This window comes from Devosia sp. MC1541 (assembly GCF_012847305.1).
GTDB lineage: Bacteria > Pseudomonadota > Alphaproteobacteria > Rhizobiales > Devosiaceae > Devosia.
Genome location: NZ_JABBDZ010000014.1, coordinates 66,850 through 87,783, shown reverse-complemented (window position 1 = coordinate 87,783; position 20,934 = coordinate 66,850). Strand labels below are relative to the sequence as shown.

General features: G+C 58.9%; 17 protein-coding genes. 11 read left to right on the top strand and 6 right to left on the bottom strand.

What is annotated here, in order from left to right:
• Nucleotides 1-14 precede the first annotated feature (14 nt).
• Entirely contained in the window at nucleotides 15-1,004 is a 990-nt protein-coding gene (iolG, locus tag HKD40_RS13960) for an inositol 2-dehydrogenase (protein WP_169196395.1), read from the bottom strand.
• A 211-nt stretch (nucleotides 1,005-1,215) separates the two neighbouring features.
• Between iolG and iolC the strand changes: the two genes are divergently transcribed.
• From iolC to iolB, 4 genes are read left to right on the top strand one after another with little or no spacing between them, the layout of a single operon-like run.
• Nucleotides 1,216-3,132 carry a 5-dehydro-2-deoxygluconokinase gene (gene iolC / locus HKD40_RS13955; RefSeq protein ID WP_169196394.1) on the top strand — a complete coding sequence of 639 codons (1,917 nt, stop codon included), beginning with the start codon at nucleotides 1,216-1,218 and terminating at the stop codon, nucleotides 3,130-3,132.
• Nucleotides 3,129-4,973, top strand: coding sequence for a 3D-(3,5/4)-trihydroxycyclohexane-1,2-dione acylhydrolase (decyclizing) (gene iolD / locus HKD40_RS13950; RefSeq protein ID WP_169196393.1), 1,845 nt, complete (start codon nucleotides 3,129-3,131; stop codon nucleotides 4,971-4,973). Before iolC ends, iolD begins: the two co-directional genes overlap by 4 nt.
• A gap of 23 nt (nucleotides 4,974-4,996) precedes the next feature.
• Entirely contained in the window at nucleotides 4,997-5,890 is an 894-nt protein-coding gene (iolE, locus tag HKD40_RS13945; RefSeq protein WP_169196392.1) for a myo-inosose-2 dehydratase, read from the top strand.
• Between the two features lie 14 nt (nucleotides 5,891-5,904).
• On the top strand, nucleotides 5,905-6,702 hold the full coding sequence (gene iolB, locus HKD40_RS13940) for a 5-deoxy-glucuronate isomerase (RefSeq protein WP_169196391.1): 798 nt from the start codon (nucleotides 5,905-5,907) through the stop codon (nucleotides 6,700-6,702).
• 107 nt (nucleotides 6,703-6,809) lie between these two features.
• On the opposite strand, the gene HKD40_RS13935 is transcribed toward iolB, so the two are convergent.
• Together HKD40_RS13935 and HKD40_RS13930 are read right to left on the bottom strand one after the other, a co-directional pair.
• Entirely contained in the window at nucleotides 6,810-7,466 is a 657-nt protein-coding gene (locus HKD40_RS13935; RefSeq protein WP_169196390.1) for a hypothetical protein, read from the bottom strand.
• The gene (locus tag HKD40_RS13930; protein WP_349236814.1) at nucleotides 7,463-7,876 is read right to left on the bottom strand and encodes a RusA family crossover junction endodeoxyribonuclease; all 414 of its coding nucleotides are present in this window, start codon (nucleotides 7,874-7,876) and stop codon (nucleotides 7,463-7,465) included. The genes HKD40_RS13935 and HKD40_RS13930 overlap by 4 nt, the downstream gene beginning before the upstream one ends.
• Nucleotides 7,877-8,158: 282 nt before the next feature.
• Here HKD40_RS13930 and HKD40_RS13925 point away from each other — a divergent pair, with 282 nt between their 5' ends.
• Nucleotides 8,159-10,495: a Tex family protein gene (locus tag HKD40_RS13925; RefSeq protein ID WP_169196388.1), complete on the top strand. Its 2,337-nt coding sequence runs from the start codon at nucleotides 8,159-8,161 to the stop codon at nucleotides 10,493-10,495.
• A gap of 51 nt (nucleotides 10,496-10,546) precedes the next feature.
• On the opposite strand, the gene HKD40_RS13920 is transcribed toward HKD40_RS13925, so the two are convergent.
• The 3 genes from HKD40_RS13920 to HKD40_RS13910 are packed head-to-tail and all read right to left on the bottom strand — an operon-like array spanning nucleotide 10,547 to nucleotide 13,519.
• Nucleotides 10,547-11,593, bottom strand: a complete 1,047-nt coding sequence (locus HKD40_RS13920; protein ID WP_169196387.1) for an aldo/keto reductase — start codon at nucleotides 11,591-11,593, stop codon at nucleotides 10,547-10,549.
• Between the two features lie 18 nt (nucleotides 11,594-11,611).
• Nucleotides 11,612-12,811, bottom strand: a complete 1,200-nt coding sequence (locus tag HKD40_RS13915; RefSeq protein WP_169196386.1) for a mandelate racemase/muconate lactonizing enzyme family protein — start codon at nucleotides 12,809-12,811, stop codon at nucleotides 11,612-11,614.
• A 27-nt stretch (nucleotides 12,812-12,838) separates the two neighbouring features.
• Nucleotides 12,839-13,519 (bottom strand): GntR family transcriptional regulator, encoded by a 681-nt coding sequence (locus tag HKD40_RS13910; RefSeq protein ID WP_248306074.1) that lies wholly within the window; start codon nucleotides 13,517-13,519, stop codon nucleotides 12,839-12,841.
• A 317-nt stretch (nucleotides 13,520-13,836) separates the two neighbouring features.
• Between HKD40_RS13910 and HKD40_RS13905 the strand changes: the two genes are divergently transcribed.
• From HKD40_RS13905 to HKD40_RS13880, 6 genes are all read left to right on the top strand, one after another.
• Entirely contained in the window at nucleotides 13,837-15,336 is a 1,500-nt protein-coding gene (locus tag HKD40_RS13905; RefSeq protein WP_169196384.1) for an extracellular solute-binding protein, read from the top strand.
• Nucleotides 15,337-15,449: 113 nt separating this feature from the next.
• Nucleotides 15,450-16,391: a sugar ABC transporter permease gene (locus tag HKD40_RS13900; protein ID WP_248306080.1), complete on the top strand. Its 942-nt coding sequence runs from the start codon at nucleotides 15,450-15,452 to the stop codon at nucleotides 16,389-16,391.
• Complete coding sequence (locus tag HKD40_RS13895) at nucleotides 16,388-17,272, top strand: carbohydrate ABC transporter permease (RefSeq protein WP_169196382.1); 885 nt, start codon at nucleotides 16,388-16,390, stop codon at nucleotides 17,270-17,272. The genes HKD40_RS13900 and HKD40_RS13895 overlap by 4 nt, the downstream gene beginning before the upstream one ends.
• 11 nt (nucleotides 17,273-17,283) lie before the next feature.
• Nucleotides 17,284-18,381, top strand: a complete 1,098-nt coding sequence (locus tag HKD40_RS13890) for an ABC transporter ATP-binding protein (RefSeq protein WP_169196381.1) — start codon at nucleotides 17,284-17,286, stop codon at nucleotides 18,379-18,381.
• A gap of 13 nt (nucleotides 18,382-18,394) precedes the next feature.
• A complete protein-coding gene (locus tag HKD40_RS13885) occupies nucleotides 18,395-19,744 on the top strand; it encodes a mandelate racemase/muconate lactonizing enzyme family protein (protein WP_169196380.1) in 1,350 nt (449 codons plus the stop codon).
• Between the two features lie 24 nt (nucleotides 19,745-19,768).
• Nucleotides 19,769-20,923: a mandelate racemase/muconate lactonizing enzyme family protein gene (locus HKD40_RS13880; protein ID WP_169196379.1), complete on the top strand. Its 1,155-nt coding sequence runs from the start codon at nucleotides 19,769-19,771 to the stop codon at nucleotides 20,921-20,923.
• Nucleotides 20,924-20,934 lie beyond the last annotated feature (11 nt).

Sequence of the window (20,934 nt, the reverse complement as noted above, 5' to 3'; positions counted from 1 at the left end):
CCCAAAGGCAGACGTCAGAGCTTGATGACCGAACCGGTCTTCAGGCTCTCGGTTGCAGCTTCCGCCAGCTTCTGCGCCATCAGACCATCATGGCCAGACGCACGCGGAGCCTCACCCTTTTCCAGATAATCCAGGAATTTACGGATCTCGGCTGTGTAAGCTGCCTGGTATCGTTCAACGAAGGAGAACGGGATGGCGTCTTCGGTCCAACCGTTTTCATTCGCCAATTCCACAGTGGTGTTGTGAATATTGGCAGCGCGCAGCAGGCCCTTAGAGCCATGCACTTCAATGCGCTGATCATGCCCATAGGTGGCGCGACGCGAATTGGTGATGACAACCATTTTCCCTGAAGCAGTCTGCATATGCACCGCCGCGGTGTCGATGTCGCCCGCCTTGCCAATGGCCGGATCAGTCATCACGCCACCCAGGGCATGAACCGTCGCCACTTCTTCGCCGCCGAGCAGGAAGCGCGCCATGTCAAAGTCATGGATCATCATATCGCGGTAGAGGCCACCCGAGCGCTCGATATAAGAGACTGGCGGCGCCGAAGGATCGCGGCAGGTGATGGTAATGATTTCTGGGTCACCAATTTCACCAGCGCGCAAACGCTTTTCAAGCACCGAAAAATTCGGATCGTAACGACGGTGGAAGCCGATCATCAGCGGCACACCGGCCGCATCGACAACCTTCAAGCATTCTTCAATGCGCGACACTGAAAGCGACACTGGCTTTTCGCAAAGGATCGCCTTACCCGCACGCGCCGCCATCTCAATCAGATCGGCATGGGTATCGGTCGGTGTCGCGATCAGAATGGCATCCACGTCGGACGCGGCAATAACCTCCTCCAGCGGAGCGGTTTTCGCGCCAACAACCTCGGCCAGCTTGCTCGCAGCGTCAGGCATCGCGTCAGCAATATAGCTGACCTTCGCACGGCCTGAGCTCGCAATAGAACGAGCGTGCACATTGCCAATACGCCCTGCCCCAAGAATACCGAAACGCAACATGAGTTTGCCTCCTAACAATCTCGCCGCGCATGTAGCGTTGCACGGACCTCACGCCAAGTCATAGTGATTTGCGTCATTCCGAAAAGAATTTCAACATCAAAATAGAACGTACATTCCAGATTGACGAAGTGGCGGAATTGATGTTTCACTCAAAACAACACATCCGCGAGCTCTGGACAGCGCGCGCATCGAGATTCTGAGGAGGCAATCGATGAGTGAGGTACACCCCACGCTCGACATTATTACTCTAGGCCGCGCCTCGGTCGACCTCTATGGCCAACAGATTGGCACACGACTCGAAGACACTGTCAGCTTCGCCAAGTCGGTTGGCGGTTGCCCGGCCAACATAGCCATTGGTTCGGCCCGTCTGGGCCTGAAATCGGCATGGCTTGGCCGCGTCGGTAACGAACAATTCGGTCGCTACATCACCGAACAAATGGCCCGCGAAGGCGCATCGACCGACGGGATCACCATCGACCCGACCCGCCTCACCGCCCTCGCTATTCTCGGCATTGAAGACGACAAGAAATTCCCACTCCTGTTTTATCGCGAAAACTGCGCCGACATGGCACTGAGCGAAGACGATGTGGACGAGACATTCATTCTGAGCGCGGGTGCCATCCTCGTCACCGGCACCCACTTCTCCCGCGCCAATACGGCTGCGGCCCAGTTCAAGGCGATCAAAATCGCCCGCGAAAACGGCATGAAGGTCGTTTTCGACATTGATTACCGCCCAAACCTGTGGGGCCTTGCTGGCCACAATGCAGGCGAAGAGCGCTACATCGCCTCCGACACTGTCTCGCAAAAGCTGCGCGACGTGCTACCCCATTGCGATCTCATCGTCGGCACTGAAGAAGAAGTGCTCATTGGCTCCGGCGCTGATGATCTGCACGAAGCCCTCCGCACCATTCGCGCCCACTCCAGCGCCACCATCGTTCTCAAGCGCGGCCCCATGGGCTGCATCGTTTACGAAGGCGACATTCCAAACGATTTGGAAGACGGCATTATCGGCCAGGGTTTTCCAATCGAGGTCTACAATACGCTGGGTGCTGGCGATGCTTTCATGAGCGGGTTCCTCCGCGGCTGGCTGCGCAACGAGCCGCTCGACACTTGCGCCACTTGGGCCAATGCCTGCGGTGCCTTCGCTGTCTCCCGCCTCCTCTGCTCTGCCGAAATCCCGAGCTTTGTTGAGCTGCAGGATTTCCTCGCCAAGGGAAGCTCTGAACGCGCCCTGCGCAAAGACGCGCGCATCAATCACATCCACTGGGCGACCACGGCCCGCCGCCGCGATTATCCGACCCTCAAGGCTTTCGCGATTGACCATCGCATCCAGCTCGAAGACGTCGCTGACCGACTTGGCGCGCCGCGCGAAAAGATCTCCGAATTCAAGGTGCTCGCTGTGCAGGCTGCCGCCCGCGTTGCCGATGGCCGCAATGGCTTTGGCATGCTGCTCGACGACAAATACGGCCGCGACGCGCTGTTTGCCGCCTCGAAAGTACCAGACTTCTGGATTTCCAAGCCTTTGGAAGAGCCCGGCTCGCGCCCGCTGCGCTTCGAGTTCAGCCAGGACGTGGGCTCGCGTCTCGTCGAATGGCCGATTGATCACTGCATCAAATGCCTCTGCTTCTACCATCCAGACGACCCGGCCGATCTGCGCGCCACCCAGATCGACAAGCTCAAAACCCTGCACGAAGCCGCTCGCAAAATCGGCCGCGAACTTCTGGTCGAAATCATCGCGGGCAAACACGGCAAACTTGACGCCAACACCATCGCTCGTGCCCTTCAGGACGTCTACGACGCCGGAATAAAGCCCGATTGGTGGAAGCTCGAACCACAAGCCTCGCCCGAGGCTTGGGTCGCCATTGACGACACCATTGAACGCAACGATCCGCTCTGCCGCGGCGTCGTGCTCCTCGGCCTAGAAGCGCCCCGCGCCGAGCTCGAAGCAGCGTTCAAAGCCACCACTGCCTCGCGCACCGTAAAAGGCTTCGCTGTCGGCAGAACACTCTTTGCCAGCGCCGCCGAAAAATGGTTGGCTGGCACCATCACCGACGCTGAAGCCGTGGAGGATATGGCCCAGCGTTTCGCCGAACTCGTTTCGGCTTGGGAGCAGAGGGGGAACGCATGACCCAAACTATTCGCCTCACCATGGCTCAAGCCGTGGCGCAATTCCTCGCGGCTCAACGCACCATTATCGACGGCAAGAACGTTCCGATTTTTGAAGGCGTCTGGGCAATCTTTGGCCACGGCAATGTCGCGGCCATGGGCGAGGCGCTGTATTCGGTCAAAGACAAATTGCCGACATATCGCGCTCACAATGAGCAAGGCATGGCTCACGCCGCCATTGCTTATGCCAAGGCCAATTTCCGCCAGCGCTTCATGGCCTGCACCACCTCCATCGGCCCCGGCGCGACCAATATGGTCACCGCCGCCGCTCTGGCCCATGTGAACCGCCTGCCCGTGCTTTTCCTGCCCGGCGACGTGTTCGCCAATCGCCGCCCCGACCCTGTGTTGCAGCAGGTCGAAAACTTTGCCGACGGCACTGTCTCGGCCAATGACTGCTTCCGCCCGGTATCGCGCTATTTCGACCGCATCACCCGCCCTGAGCAGATCATCTCCGCTCTCCGCCGCGCCATGCAGGTGCTCACCGATCCCGTCGATTGCGGCCCAGTCACCCTTGCACTGTGCCAAGACACGCAGGCCGAGGCTTACGACTACCCAAGCTCATTCTTCGATGAAACCATTTGGTCGCTCCGCCGCCAGGGTCCGGACGAGAATGAACTCGCTGCCGCTGTCGCAGCACTTCAGAACGCCAAGCAACCGGTGATCATCTCCGGCGGTGGCGTGCTCTATTCCGGGGCCACAGAGGCATTGCGCAGCTTTGCCGAAACCCACGGCATCCCCGTTCTCGAAACTCAGGCCGGAAAATCCTCCCTGCCCCATTCGCACCCGCTTAACATGGGTTCGGTTGGTGTTACGGGTTCCTCGGCCTCCAATCAGCTGGCAGAAGCCGCTGACGTGGTCCTCGCCGTCGGCACCCGCCTTCAGGATTTCACAACCGGCTCCTGGGCCCTATTCAAAAACCCGAACGTTAAATTCATCGGCCTCAACGTCGCCGCCCCCGACGCTGCCAAGCACCGCGCCTTGCCGCTCGTCTCCGATGCAAAGCTGGGCCTTAAGGCTCTCAGCGCCGCTCTGAGCACGACCAAAGCTCCGGCGACATGGACCGACAAAGCTGCATCCGGCAAAGCCGAATGGCTCAAGGCCGCGAATGCCGCGACCGCTTCGTCAAATGCGCAACTTCCATCCGACGCTCAGGTGATCGGAGCTGTTCAGCGCGCCATCCCCGACGCCATTGCCGTCTGCGCGGCAGGTGGTCTGCCCGGCGAATTGCACAAGCTCTGGCAGGCCGAAAAGCCGGGCCATTACCACCTTGAATACGGCTTCTCCTGCATGGGCTACGAGATCGCTGGCGGTCTCGGCGTCAAGCTGGCGCGGCCCGACGAAGACGTCGTCGTCATGGTCGGCGATGGCTCTTACATGATGATGAATTCCGAGCTCTCGACCTCGGTCATGATGCGCAAAAAGCTCATCGTCGTGCTGTTGGACAATCGCGGCTACGGTTGCATCAATCGCCTACAAATGGGCACCGGCGGAGCCAACTTCAACAATCTGCTTGAAGACGCCAATATCGAAATCATGCCCGATATCGACTTCGCCCTCCATGCCCGCGCTCAGGGCGCGCATTCGGAAAAAGTCGCCTCCATCGCCGAACTCGAAACCGCCCTCGCCGCTGCCAAATCCCGCGACATGACCTCGGTCATCGTCATCGACACCGATCCGCTGATCACCACGCAAGCGGGCGGTCACTGGTGGGATGTGGCTGTGCCGGAAGTGTCAGACCGCGCCGAAGTCCGCACCAAGCGCGCCGAATACGAAACCAATATTACTCGCCAGACCATCGGCTAAGTCTTTTCTAGGGAACACGAAGAATGATCCGCATCGGTGCAAACCCCATAGGCTGGTCCAATGATGACATGATCGAGATTGGTGGCGAAACCAGTCTCGAAACCTGTCTGACCGAAGCGCGCGAAGCTGGCTTCACCGGCATGGAGCTTGGCAACAAGTTCCCGCGCGTCGCCAGCCAACTCCGCCCGATCCTTGAGGCCCACGGCCACAACCTCGTCTCCGGCTGGTATTCGGTTGAATTGCTCACGCGCGACGTCGCCGCCGAACTCAAGGCCGCCGAAGCCCACGCCACGCTCCTGCGCGACATGGGCTGCAAAGTCTTCATCGTCTGCGAAACGTCCAACGCCATCCATGGCCAGATCAACACCCCGCTCTCGGCGCGTCCGGTCTTGGGCAAAGCGGATTGGAAGCAGTTCGGTGAGCGCCTCACAGCCTTCGCCGAAGCGATCAAGGCGCAGTACGGTCTGACGCTGGTCTATCACCACCACATGGGCTCCATCGTCCAGACCGAAGCCGAAATCGACCGCCTGATGGCCGTCACCGGCCCGGCCGTGCATCTCCTGCTCGACACCGGCCACATCACTTGGGGCGGCGGCAATCCGGCCCGCGTCGCGCGCAATCACCGTGCACGCATTGGCCACGTCCATTGCAAGGACGTCCGCGCCGAGGTCATGAAACAGTCGAACTCGGAAGACTGGTCCTTCCTCAATTCAGTCCTCGCAGGTGTCTACACCGTCCCCGGCGATGGCGTGGTCGATTACCCCGCCGTTTTTGCCGAAATCTCGGGCTACGAAGGCTGGGTGGTCGTGGAAGCCGAACAGGACCCGAAAAAGGCCAATCCGCTGCAATACGCCAAGCTCGGCTACAAAAACCTACGTGGCTACCTTGAAGCCGCTGGTTTCACCGTCACCGAATAAAGCGAGAAACCGACATGTCTAAACTGCTCGTCAAACCAAACGGCACCTCCGGCAAAGTCATCGACGTTACGCCGGAAAGTGCAGGCTGGACCTATGTCGGCTTCACCCTCCACAAGCTCAGTCCCGGCCAGTCGGTCAGCGCCCCAACAGGCGACCGCGAGGTCTGTCTCGTCCTCGTCTCCGGCACAGCCGACATCACCGCCGGGTCCGAAAACTTCCCATCTGTCGGCAAGCGCACCTCGCCTTTCGAAGGCAAGCCCGAAGCCGTCTACGTCCCCGGCCATTCCAACTGGTCGGCAAAAGCCGTAACCCAAGTCGAACTGGCCGTCTGCTCCGCACCAGCGCTCACCGAGAAAAAGGCCCGCTTTATCTCGTCGGACGACATGAGCCAGGAGGTTCGTGGCAAAGGCACCAATGTGCGCCACGTCACCAATATCCTACCCGAGACCGACCCAACCGCGGACTCGCTCCTTGTGGTGGAAGTCATCACCCCCGGTGGCCACACCTCGTCCTATCCGCCCCACAAGCACGACAAGGACAATCTGCCCGCCGAGAGCTTTTTGGAAGAAACCTATTATCACCGTCTCAACCCGCCGCACGGCTATGCCTTCCAGCGCGTTTACACCGATGATCGCTCGCTGGACGAAACCATGCTCATCGAAGACGGCGTCACCGCGCTGGTGCCCAAGGGCTACCACCCCTGCGCCACCATCCACGGCTACGACCTTTACTACCTAAACGTCATGGCCGGCCCGACCCGCATCTGGAAGTTCCACAACCAGGCCGAACACGAGTGGCTGCTTAAAAAGTAGCGCCAAAAACACAAAAGCCGGGGTCATGCCCCGGCTTTTTCATTGTCGCAGTTCATGGCAAGCGGCTCCGCCACTCGGCTCGACCAAGACGGCAAGTGAGCCCGGCCTTAAGAAGATGCGGCACGCTGCTCAGATAGCAACCCTGACAAAATCGCTTTCATATCCGCGACTTCCTGCGCTGTGACCGCCACCGTCAAATCACCATGCACGAACTTGTTCCGCTTAGCGGCCATTCCCCGCATTTGAGCAGCTTGCCCCGGCAGAATATCACCCCGCCCCGCCAATAGCTCAACCAGCCGCCCAGGAGACTGTGGGCGCTGAGTATGATCGGGATAGATGTGCCGCACCAAAGCCTCGGCTAAAGACCAAAGCTTAATCAGCGCCAACCTCGTATCGACAGACCCAATGTCATCGACCGCCTGCAACTCAGATTGGAGCTGATAAAGAGCGAGTTTCGGCAATTCGTCCTGCGCCTGCCCATAATAGACAACCTGAAATTTCCAATCCGGGTGGCGCTGAAACAGTGACCGCACGCGCTCCAAGTTCTGCTCAGCACTTGGATTACTTTTCACACCTTTAGATTTGACCTCAATGGCAAATTTCTCATTACCCTTGGTCGCAATCATATCCGGTTGATAGTACCGGAAGACGTCTTCTAACCCAGCGAAACTGCGGGGTTCGACCTGCACGTCAAAGCCACGCGCTTGCCACTCTATAGCAAGTTGTTCGGTCATTTCATTCGCGGCACTAGATACAGCGCTCATAGCGAAACTCCGACAGCGGAAACCTCATCAACGCATATGTAGAGCACAGGATCCTCCACAGCCATAGCGCTGAGCAGAACTTCGCTAGGTGCAACAAATGCGGCTGCATCGCGCACATTGAACCTTTGCACCAGCGCTCGATCGACAATGGCATCATCAGTGTAAACTCTAGGTACCAGTGCATCCATCGTCAATTTCACGATGTTATCTATGTCCCCGAGCATCGGGCTTGCCGGAAAATAGAACATCGTGAAGGACAGCCTAGGCCAATCATGAAACGCCCATAGTTTAGCATCAATTTCGTTCTCCGCATCGCGGAGTGCGGCTTCCGCTGCCTCAAGCACCAAACGCTGCCAAGCTGCCCGAGCCCGGCTATTGCCTGACTGCAAAGTCACCGGCGTACCAACCACTAGAAATTCTATCGGTAGTGATGGCCACATTGCTTGAAGCTCTCGATTGTGACTTCTGTTCTGAAACTGGCGAACGTGCCTAACAGGGTGTCATTCAATAAAAGCAGATTAGGCGGAACAGCGAAACGCGGGAGAAATCCCAGCCCAAAACTCCCCCGCCCCAAGCCCGCCGCAACTGCGCATTAAGTCAATCTCCACAGCCTCCCAAAGCTGCGCCAAAAACCATTGCCTTGCGCCCATTCCGCACTATGGTCACGGCGAAATAACCCGAGATTGAGCGACATGTCCGAAATCGACACCCGCATTGCCAAACAGATCGCCACCGAAATTGCGGCACGCCCTGAACAGGTGCGCTCCGCCGTGGAATTGCTCGATGGTGGCGCGACGGTTCCGTTCATTGCCCGTTACCGTAAGGAAGTCACCGGGGGCCTAGACGACACCCAGCTGCGCAACCTTGCCGAGCGCCTGACCTATCTGCGCGAGCTCGAAGCCCGCCGCGCGTCCATCATCAAATCCATCGATGAAAAAGGCCAGCTCACCCCCGAGCTGACCGCCTCGCTCGTCGGCGCGACCACCAAGGCCGAGTTGGAAGATCTCTATCTTCCCTATAAGCCGAAGCGCCGTACCAAGGCCGAAATCGCCCGCGAACGCGGCCTTGCGCCCCTCGCCGAAGCCATTCTGGCCAACCACGCTGCCGACCCCTACAAACTCGCCGAAGCCTACATGACCGACGAGGTCCCGGGCACGAAGGAGGCGCTCGAAGGCGCGCGCGATATCGTCGTGGAAGGCCTCACGGAAAATGCCGCCCTCCTCGGCCAACTGCGCGCCTATATGCGCGACAAGGCCATGCTTGTCTCCTCCGTCCTCAAGGGCAAGGAAGCCGAAGGCCAAAAATTCTCGGACTATTTTGAGCATTCCGAACGCTGGAACAAAACCGCTGGCCACCGTGCTCTGGCGATGATGCGCGGCCGCGACGAAGGCTTTCTGGGTCTCGACATTACCATCGATGCCGACCTAACCGATCCAGTAAAACCTGTCGAACGCATGGTTGGCGCAGCGCTGTCCGCACAAGGCTCTGGCGCTGGCGACATCTGGCTGCGCGAAGTCGCCGCTTGGGCATGGCGCGCCCGCCTCTCCGTCTCGCTTTCGGTCGATCTCATGGTCGAACTGCGCGAACGCGCCGAGGCCGAAGCCATCACCGTTTTCGCCCGCAATTTGAAAGATCTGCTACTCGCCGCCCCCGCTGGCGCCCGCACCACCATCGGCCTCGATCCGGGCATTCGCACCGGCGTAAAAGTGGCCGTTATCGACAAGACCGGTAAAGTCTTGGATACCGATACCATCTACCCCTTCCAGCCACGCAATGACGTGATGGGTGCGCAAGCAGCCCTCGGCCTGCTCATTAAAAAGCATGGCGTTGAACTCATCGCTATCGGCAATGGCACCGGCTCCCGCGAGACCGAAAAGCTCGTCGCCGATCTGATTGAGCGCCTCCCCGCGCCAAAACCCACCAAGGTCATCGTCTCGGAAGCTGGCGCGTCGGTCTATTCCGCCTCCCAGCTTGCAGCCAATGAATTCCCCGATCTCGACGTTTCGCTGCGCGGCGCGGTTTCCATCGCCCGTCGCCTGCAAGACCCGCTGGCCGAACTGGTCAAGATTGAGCCCAAGGCCATTGGCGTCGGCCAATATCAGCACGACGTCGATCAGGGCCGCTTGGGCCGGCAGTTGGACGCCGTTGTTGAAGACGCTGTGAACGCCGTCGGCGTTGATCTCAACACCGCTTCCGCCCCGCTCCTCGCGCGCATCTCGGGCCTCTCCTCCTCGGTTGCCGACGCCATTGTGTTGCACCGCAACGAAAACGGCCCCTTCGCCAATCGGAAAGCACTGCTCAAGGTCGCACGCCTCGGCCAGCGCACCTTTGAGCAAGCTGCGGGCTTCCTCCGCATCACCGATGGCGACGAGCCGCTGGACGCCTCCGCCGTGCACCCGGAGGCCTATGGCGTCGCCCGTAAAATCGTCAAATCCTGTGGCCGCGATCTGCGCACGCTGCAAAACGATAAAACCGCGCTCGCCAACATCGACCCGCGCCAGTTCGTTGACGACCGTTTTGGTCTGCCGACGGTCAAGGACATCCTCGCCGAACTCGAAAAGCCCGGCCGCGACCCGCGCCCTGCCTTCAAAACCGCCACCTTCGCCGAAGGCATTGACGAGATCAAACATCTCGTCCCCGGCATGTTGCTCGAAGGTACCGTCACCAATGTCGCCGCCTTCGGCGCTTTCGTCGACATTGGCGTCCATCAGGACGGTCTTGTCCACGTCTCGGCCCTTGCCGACAAATTCGTCAAAGACCCGCATGAAGTGGTCAAGGCGGGTGATGTGGTAAAAGTGCGCGTGGTCGAAGTCGACGTCGCCCGTAAACGCATTGCGCTCTCTATGCGCAAGGACGACACCCCCATCCAGCGCGAGCGCGGCAATGAACGCCCGAATGAGCGTCCAAGCGGCAATGCTCGCCCGAACAATGCGCGCCCGCCCAACCAGCGCCCAGCCCAGTCCAACTCTGGTGGCGCCTTTGGCTCTCTCGGTGACCGTCTCAACGACGCCTTCAAAAAGCGCACATAACAGCAAAAAGTGGGGCGACACTGTCGCCCCACTTGTCTTTTGACACCGCCTTCAAGGCAGACGCACCGTATGGTTTGGCTCAAACTCGGCCTTGCCAAAAGTGGCGCGCAGATTGTTGTCGGTCCATTCAAACGGATAGCCCAGCTTGAGCGGCATAGCCTCGGTCAGCTGGCGCTGAATTTCATTCGGCAGGTTGAAATCGCCCGCATGGAGGTTCTCCTCCACCTGCTCCACCTTGCGCGCCCCAATGATCGCAGCGGTAACCTGATGATTACCGAGTAGCCAGCTTAAGGCCACTTGGCTTGGGGTTTTGCCGAGCTGCTTGGCCACCGCGACCAGCACATCAATGGCCTTGAGAGCATCGTCGAACCAATAGCGCGGCAGAGCAATCGACGCCTGAATGCCCATGCGCGTATCGGCGTCGGGCTTATCCTTGCCCTGATATTTTCCCGAAAGCATCCCCGCCGCCAGCGGGCTCCAGCAGATCATCCCCACACCCGCATCCTCACATGCGGGCAGGATTTCGCGTTCCACATCGCGACGAATGAGATTGTAGAGATGCTGTGCCGATATCAGCTTCTCATAGCCCTTAGCCTCCGCCAGCGTATTCGCCTTGGAGATTTGCCAGCCGTAGAAATTGGAGCACCCAAGGTAACGCACCTTGCCTGAGCGCACCAAATCCTCCGCCGCCCGCATGCTTTCCTCAATCGGCGTATAGGGGTCTGGCCCGTGGAACTGGTAGAGATCGATATAGTCGAGCCCCATGCGTTTGAGGCTCTTCTCGCACGCCTCAATGATATGTTTTCGCGACAGCCCGCGCGAGGTCACGGCGCTATTGGTCGGAAACCAGCACTTCGTTGCCACGACCAGATCGTCGCGGACAAAATCCTTGAGCGCGACCCCGAGCATGCGCTCGCTATCTCCCCCCGAATAGCCGTCCGCCGTATCAATGAAATTGCCACCGCCCTCGACAAAGGCACGCACGATGGCCGTCGACCCCTCCTGGTCGCAGCCCCACTGTTTATTGCCAAAGGTCATAGTGCCGAGGCAGAGGCGTGAGACCAAAAGGCCCGACTGTCCCAAATAGCGATATTTCATAATCCCCTCCTCCTTGGACTAATCAAAGAAACCGGCGTCTTCCTCCGCGAGATATTTTTTGCCCCCTTCAGCATCAATGTCCAGCCCAAGGCCAGGCGCTTCGAGCAGATCGACATGGCTATTGGTGACGATCTTCTTGGGCAGGCCAATGACTATATCCGTCCACCATGGGTCAGAGGCGCTCGGATATTCAAAGGCGATGAAATTGGCGGGCAGCGTGGCGCAGACATTGATCAATGCGCCCAAGCCCAGCAGACCGTTGGCCGTGCCATGCGGGGCCATCATGATCGAGTGCATATAGGCGTGCTCCGCCACCCACTTCAGCTCGGCGATCCCGCCAATATCCGCCGGGTCCGGCCCGACGACGCGCACGGCCTGCGTTTCAATCAGCTCTTTGAAATTATGCCGGAGATAAATCTGCTCGCCCGTGTGGATCGGCGTTGAGGTAGACACGGTCAGCTCGCGATAGGCTTGCGGATTGACCCAGGGAACATAGTCCCCCGTCAGCATATCCTCGAGCCACATGAGGTCATATTTCTCTACCGCCCGCGCAAAGCGGATGGCATCGTTGAGAAACCACCCCGGCCCACAATCGAGCGCAAGGGATACCTTATCCCCCAGCACCTCCTTCATGGCCGAGACGCAATCGAGCATGTGATTGAACCCACGCTCAGAGATCTGCCCCTGATCCATCGCCCCATGATAGCCCGCCTTGGTCTGGCGCGGCCCATAGTGGAAGTCGTCTATGCTGTCCTTCATGTTGGAGTGGAAGCTGATCCCCTGCTTCACCATGAAGAAGTTCTCGTCGCGCTCCATCATCCATTTCACATCCGCCGCATAATCCTCAGGCCGATCGCCGGTGCGCTTCTGCCGGATGGAACCGTTGTAGACGCGCACACTATCGCGCACCTTCCCGCCCAGCAGCTTATAGGCGGGCACACCTGCCGCTTTACCGGCAATATCCCAGAGCGCGTGCTCAATGGCACTAACAGCCGCCCCATAAGGCTTGAACGACCCGCGCTGGCGGATTTTCATCATGCAGCGCTCGACGTCTGTCGGGTCCTCCCCAATCAGAGCCTCTTTGAAATGCAATACGAAGGGCTTGAGATAGGTCTTGGTGAATTCCACCTCACCTAAGCCATAAAGCCCTTCATCGGTCACAATGCGAACAATAGGGTGACGCCCGATAACGGCGCAGCGCAGATCAGTAATCTTCATGGGTCCCCTCCCGAAAAAAGATAAGACCTAGGCGCTTGCACTCCCTGGTGCTTTGAGACGCGCTAGGCGCATTTGCTCGATAATATGGCGCCCAGAACCCTCCACGTGCTGGGCAACAATAGCTGCGGCCTTCTCCGCGTCTTGCTTGCGGATCGCCTCAATCAGCTCTCTATGTTCCCGCACCACCGTCTGGCGACGGCTCAAGGATGTCGGGAATTTTCGCGCGATAGAGCGCAAAATCTCTCTGTGCCGCCACCAAAGGTCCGCCGCGTGGCGATTATAGTGCCGACCATAAATGACCATGTGAAATTGCGTATCGAGCTGGCCGTGCTTTTCCGGATCACCGAAGTTCAAACTCTCGATCTGATCCTGAATGCGTTCCAGTTCGGCGATATCCGGATCACTGGCAATCGTGCAAAACCACCGCGTCAGCGAGGGCTCAATGAGCATCTCGATCTCGCAAATGTCGCGCACGAAATCCTCGTCAATGCGCACCACCCGTGCCCCACGATTGGGCTCGATCGTCACCAGCCCTTCGCCACGCAAAACCTGTAACGCTTCGCGCACCGGATTGGTCGATGTGCCATAGGTCGCGGCCAGTTCGCCGATCTTCAATCGCGCCAATGGAGCCAGTCGGCCCGAGACAATATCGTCGCGGATCCTCTGGTAAATCGTGCTGTGTGAAACGTCGAAATCAGGCGCGGTCATGATGCTTTTTGCGCAACCAACATGCCCCATCTGTAGCGCCAGAACATCGACAAGCCAAGAGCGATCATCACATAATCAGATTCAGATAATGTACGATCTAATTGCCATTGACAGACAGGTTAACGTCTGTAACGTTTTCGACAGCAACAAAACGTTCATCGAAAGAACGATTGCCAGCAAGCAGGCAGTACGTCCCGTCAGGCCCCGCATGGTCTGGACTGCCACCTAAGGAGGCGCAGCTGAGATTACTCGCTGCGGGGAGGACAAACCTCGGCCGAGGGGGCTGAGAGCTTCTCCCATGATGAGGAGGACTACCAATGACACATTCGCAAGGCCGCTTCACGCGGTCGGGCTGGGCTTGTGCACGGCGTGTTTCTGCTTACGCCCTAGCCACAGCCACCACCGCATCCATGCTTTCACTTCCTGCCATGGCGCAGACGGTCGACCTCAGCAAATGGTCGCCCGAATACGTCAAATCCATTGCGGGCACCCACACATTTGACACCAATGGCGATTGCGCCGCTGTCGTCCCCGCCGACTACAAGGGCAAGGTCAGCTATTGGTACACTGGCCCCTTTGAAGCCGATCCCGAAATCGCCCACAAGGTCGACAAAGACTTCTGGGAAGCCTTCAAAGCCGCCTACCCCAATATCGAAACCGACGTTCAGTCGATCACTTATAACGAGCTCCTCGACAAGTTCCGCACCTCCCTGCTCGGCAATGCCGCGCCAATGGTCGTGCGCTTGCAAATTCTCGGTGGCGTCGAGTTCTCCGCCAAGGGCTATTTGAACCCACTCAAGCCCGAAGATGTCGGCTATTCCAGCTCCGATTTCTGGCCAGGCGCGATGAAATCCGTCACCTATGACGGCGTCCCCTACGGCATTCCGACCAATAACGAGACCATGGCGCTCATATGGAACGCCAAGATCTTCAAGGACGCCGGTCTCGATCCTGAAAACCCACCGGCCACTTGGGACGATCTCGTCACTTACTCGAAAACCATCAAAGACAAGCTCGGCATCTCTGGCTATGGCCTCGTCGCTAAGCAAAACGCGGGCAACACCCCGTTCCGCTTCATGCCTCAGCTCTGGGCCTATGGTGGTGGCGCGCTCGACGAAGCCGCTGACAGCCCGTCCTACACCGATGTCTGGGTGAACAACGATGGCTCCAAGGCGGCGCTGCAAGCCGCTGTGCAGATGTATGTGACCGATAAATCGGCTCCGACATCGGCCCTGACCAATACTCAGGCCGAAAATCAGGCGCCGTTCATTGCTGGCCAACTGGCCATGATGATCGCACACCCGTCTGAATACGCCCGCATGGTCGATCTTTCGAGCAAAGCCACCGGCACTGATAAAGCCGTGGCCGACGAAGTGATTGAGAACATGCGTTATGGCCTCATTCCAGAAGGCCCAGCCCGTCGTGCTGTGGTGTTCGGTGGCTCCAACCTCCACGTGGTCAAACCCGAATATGTCAACGGCGGTGCCTATGACGAACAGGCCGTAAAGGCGCTCGTCTGCATGTGGACCAGCCCGGAATGGTCAACCAAGCTCGCTTGGACAGGCTCCAACCCGGGTCACCTTGGTGGCTTCACCACCGAATGGATGAAAGAGCGTCTCGACACCATCAAATTCCTCGACGTCACCACCTCCATGCTGCCCAACGGCATTCCCTTCCCGGTTCTGCCCGAAAGCCCGGAAATCATGAACATCGTCATTCCGGACATGATGCAGAACGCGCTGACCGGAGCCATGACGGTTGATGAGGCGGTCAATGACGCCGCGGCCAAGATCGAAGAGATCATCGGCGGCTTCTAACCCGGTTTTCGCTCCCGAAACGCTGATCGGCGGTCGCAGGCCACCCGCCACCGCCGGTCACTCTCAAGCCTATAGGGACGTCTCTAATGACCAATATTTCAGGGCAGCCCGCCATGCGTGGGCGGCAGTTAGACGAGGTTTATCGTAAACCCAATGTCGCCGAACGGGCCTGGCAGAGCCGTGCAGACTATCTCTACGTCATGCCAGCCATTGTGGTGATGTTGGTGGTGATCGCTTACCCGGTCTACTACACCATTGAATTGAGCTTTTTCAAAACGCCGCCGAGCCTCCAGCTCAAAGACAAGATTTTCATCGGCTTTGACAACTACACCACCATTCTGGGCCAGGCCTCGTTTTGGAAGGTCACCGTCAACACGCTGATCTGGACCTTCTTCTCCACGCTCTTCGCTTTTGTGCTCGGCTTGGGCGCAGCCCTCGCCCTCCACCGCGAATTCGTCGGCCGGGCATTCCTGCGCGCCATTTTGCTGATTCCGTGGGTCGTCAGCGCCGTTGCAGCCTCTTACGTCTGGAAGTGGATGTACCACTCCGACTTTGGCGCCATTGGCGCGCTCATGGTGCAACTGGGCGTCACCGATCAGCCCATAAACTTCATCGACAACACCACCACCGCGCTGCCCTCGCTCATTGTCATCAACGTCTGGAAGGAATTTTCCTTCGCCATGATCATGCTCATGGCTGGCCTGCAGACCGTGCCCGAGCAATTGCTGCGCGCCGCCAAGGTCGATGGCGCCAATGCCTGGCAGCGCTTCTGGCATGTGACCTTCCCGCATTTGGCGGGCGTCTCCACCGTCACCATTCTTCTCTTGCTGGTGACAAACTTCAATTCCTTCATCATCCCTTGGCTCACCACCGGCGGCGGACCCGCTGGCGCGACCGACATCTGGATCACCCAGATTTATCAGCTCGCCTTTGGCCGCCAACGCTGGGGCGTGGCAGCGGCCTACTCGGTCCTGCTGTTCCTCATCATGATGACGCTAGGCTATTTCTATGTCCGCGCGCTCTCTCGCGGCGATGACAAGAGGGAAGTCGCATGAGCACTCTCACCGCATCGCAAGACCGCGCCGTTGCCAGAACCAGCTTTGACGGCTGGCGCTGGGGTGGCCGCTTGTTCTTGGTCTTTCTCGTCGGCTTCACCGTCATGCCTATGGCGTGGATGCTGATCACATCGCTCAAGACCGGCTTTGCCGCCATGCAATATCCACCGCAATGGTGGCCGACCGAGCCAACCCTCGACAATTACTGGCGGCTCCTCGATCCACGCGGGCAAGTGGGGCAGGATTTCCTGCGCTACTTCGGCAATAGCGTCTGGGTTTCCGTCGCCACCACAGTTCTCGCCGTGGTCGTCGCCGTCCCCGCGGCTTATGCCTTCTCCCGCTTCCGCTTTCCGGGCCGGACATTCCTCTTTTTCGCGGTTCTGCTGCGCAACATGTTCCCGGCGGTCATCTTCCTCGTCCCACTGTTCATCCTGATGCGCTGGCTGGGGCTGGTGAACACCCACGGATCGCTGATCCTCACCTATCTCACCTTCGGCCTCCCGCTCGCCATTTGGCTGCTCAAAGGCTTTTACGACAATATCCCGATCCAGCTGGAGCAAGCCGCCCGTATCGATGGCGCCACCCGCTTCCAAGCCTTCTTCTACATTGTCATGCCCCTCTCAACGCCGGGGATCATTGCCACCTCGATCTATTCCTTCATCGGCGCATGGAACGAATACATCTACGCCTACACCTTCCTGACCCGTCACGATCAGATGACGCTTCCGGTCGGCATTCAGCGCTTCTTCTCTGAAAACGCCACCGACTGGCCCGGCCTCATGGCCGCGACCTTCCTCATGAGCGTGCCCGTCGTGGTGCTGTTCCTTGTCCTTCAACGCTATTTCGTGCGGGCCCTCGCTGAGGGCGCCGTCAAGCACTAGGGAGCACTCCCATGGCTGAAGTCGTCCTCCAAAACATCATGAAGCGCTACGGCGATCTCTATGCCGTCAATGATGTGTCCTTCACCGTCAACGATGGCGAGTTCGTCGCCCTCGTTGGCCCCTCGGGTTGCGGCAAAACCACGACCCTAAACCTCATCGCCGGGCTCCTCCCTATCACGTCAGGGAACATCTCCATCGGTGATCGTAACGTTACCCGTCTTGATCCCAAAGACCGCGACATTGCCATGGTTTTTCAAAACTATGCGCTCTACCCGCAAAAGACGGTCTTTCAAAATCTGGCCTTTCCTTTGCAGATGCGAAAGCTGCCCAAGGACCAGATTGAGACCAAGGTGAAAGAGGCCGCCCGCGTCCTCGACATCACCCACCTGTTGGAGCGTCGCCCCCGCGAACTCTCAGGCGGTCAGCAACAGCGCGTTGCCTTGGGCCGGGCTCTGGTGCGCGATCCGCTGGTCTTTCTCATGGACGAGCCGCTCTCCAATCTCGACGCCAAGCTGCGCGTGCAGATGCGCTCCGAGATCAAACGCTTCCACCACAACCTCAACGCCACCATTGTCTACGTCACCCATGACCAGCTTGAAGCTGTCACCATGTCCGACAAAATGGCGGTGATGAACGGCGGCCTGCTCCAGCAATACGACGCTCCAGAGAAAGTCTTCGCCGATCCGGTGAACATGTTTGTCGCCAGCTTCGTCGGCTCTCCGGCCATGAGCCTTATTCCGCTCGAAGCCGTCACCCAAGGCGCCGATACTGTTCTGCGCTCTCCCGAAGGCTGGGACTTTACCCTGTCTCCGGAGAACGCCCGTAAAGCGCAACGCTCGACAACCGTCAAAGTCGTCCTCGGCGCGCGCCACTCAACCCTGAAACTGCACCACAGCGCCCAACCGGGCACGGTCCCCGGCAAAGTCTATACCGTTGAACCTACAGGCGACATCACCTTCGCCCAGGTCTTCATCTCCGGCGCAGTGGTCAACATCAGCCTCGATCCATCGGTCCACATCCGGCCCGACGACTTGGTCCATATCGAGTTCGACCAATCCCGCATCCATCTCTTCGACGAAAACACCACTATGGCCCTCAAGGCCGATTGAACCGAGTTTTGCCATGAACCTGCACGACGCTGCACTCAATCACGTCAATACAAACTCCCGTCCATCGGAACTGCGCATCACCGACATGCGGGTCGCCGAAATCCAGGGTGCCCCCTTCTATTCGGCCATTCTCAAGATCTACACCAACCAAGGCATTGTCGGCCTTGGCGAGGTCCGCGACGGCGCCAGCGCCACTTTCGCGCTCATGCTCAAAAGCCGACTCTTGGGCGAAAACCCCTGCGATGTGGATCGCCTCTTCCGCCGCATCAAACAGTTCGGTGGCCATGGCCGCCAGGGCGGCGGTGTCTCCGCCATTGAAATCGCCCTGTGGGACATCGCCGGCAAAGCCTACGGCGTGCCGATCTACCAGATGCTCGGCGGCAAATTCCGCGACAAGGTCCGCATGTATTGCGATACCGACGCCACCGTCCCAAGCGGCACCGAAACTGGCAAGCGCCTCAAAGAACGCATGGATCTGGGCTTTACCTTCCTCAAGATGGATCTGGGCCTCATGCAGATCGTCGACACGCCCGGAGCCGTCGTCTCACCCTCCGGCTCGCTGGAAGGATTTAAAACCCACCCGTCGCGCGGTGCTGTTCGCTCGATGGAAGATCGGCGCGCCCGCAATGCAGTCTACGACGTCCACAATGTCCGCCACCCCTTCACCGGCCTCAACTTCACCGAACGGGGTCTCGAGCTGCTCGAGCAATATATCTACGAGGTGCGCGAGGTCATCGGCTACGAAATCCCGCTCGCCATCGACCATGTTGGTCACATCTCGCTGCAGTCGGGCATTCGCCTTGCCAAGCGCATTGAAAAATACGCCCCGGCATGGCTCGAAGACGTGATCCCTTGGCAATACGCCGACCAATATCGCACGCTGCAACAGGCGACCACGGTGCCAATCTGCACGGGCGAAGACATCTACCTCAGGGAAGGCTTTGAGCCGCTCCTCAATTCCGGCATCGCCATTATCCACCCCGATCTTCTGACTTCGGGCGGCATTCTCGAAACCAAGAAAATCGGCGATGCGGCGCAGGAAAAGGGCATCGCTATGGCCATCCATATGGCCGAAAGCCCGGTCGCGTGTATGGCCGCCGCCCACATGGCAATCGCCACCGAGAACTTCATGGCCCTCGAATACCACTCGGTCGACGTCGACTGGTGGGACGACATCGCCGTCGGCATTGATGGCCCCATTGTCAAAGACGGCTTCATCACCGTCTCCGACAAACCCGGTCTCGGCATTGATGACATCAACGACGAAGTCATCAGCCAACACATGGGCCCCGGCGTCACCGGCATCTGGCAGCCGACCGATCAGTGGGACGATGAATACAGCTGGGATCGCACTTGGAGCTAAGGCGGCCACAGGGGGAATGTACCGATGAAAATCACAGCAATCATTCCCTACCCCGCCTGGGTTGGGATCAGAAACCAACTCATCGTCAAAGTGGAAACCGATGAGGGCATCTACGGCTGGGGAGAGTCAGGTCTCTCCGGCCGCGAGAAGGCCGTCATCGGGGCCATCGAGCATTTTCGCGAGTTCCTGCTGGGCAAAAACCCAATGGCCATTGGTGCGATCTGGCAGGAAATCTATCGCTCGCAATATTTCGAGGGTGGACGCGTGCTCACAGCCGCCATGTCTGCCATCGACATCGCCCTGCATGATCTAAAAGGCAAAGCCCTCGGCGTGCCGGTCTATGAATTGCTCGGCGGCAAGCAGCGCGACTTCATCCCCACCTTCGCCACCGTTCGGGGCCCCTGTGGCGAGATCATGGTGCGGCAAGCCGAAGAACTGGTTGAGCTGGGCTGGCGCGCCATTCGCCTCTTTCCGCACGGCCATGAAAACCCTCGGATTTTCGAGCCCCGCGAAAGCCTCGCCGAGACGGCAAACTGGTGCACAAAAACGCGGGATGCCGTGGGCCATGGGATCGTTCTCGGCATCGATTATCACCATCGCCTCTCGGTCGCCGAAGCGGCCAGCTTTTGCCAGAAAATGCCCCCGGGAACCCTCGACTTCCTCGAAGAACCAATCCGCGATGAAACGCCCGAGGCCTATGAGGCCCTGCGCCGTCTCACTGACATTCCCTTTGCCATTGGCGAGGAGTTCGCCAGCAAATGGCAATTCCTGCCCTACATCGAACGGGACATTCATCAGTTCAATCGCATCGACGTCTGCAATGTCGGTGGGCTGACTGAGGCGATGAAAGTGGCCGGATGGAGCGAGGCTCACTACGTCGATGTCATGCCCCACAATCCCCTGGGGCCCATCTGCACCGCCGCCACCGTCCATTTCGGCGCGGCCGTACCCAATTTCTCGTGGCTCGAAACCCGCGCATCGCCGGGCGAGCTGTACCACGGCTTCGACAACCCTGAGTTGTTCCCAAGCCAGATCAGCCTCAACGGCACCGTCTATGACGTGCCCGATACACCCGGCCTTGGCGTCGAGGTGGATGAAGAGCGCCTCAAAGCCCAAAGCTTCAAATTCTGGGAAGCGCCTCATCTCATCCGCCGCGACGGCTCTGTCACCAATTGGTAATTTTGGATTTT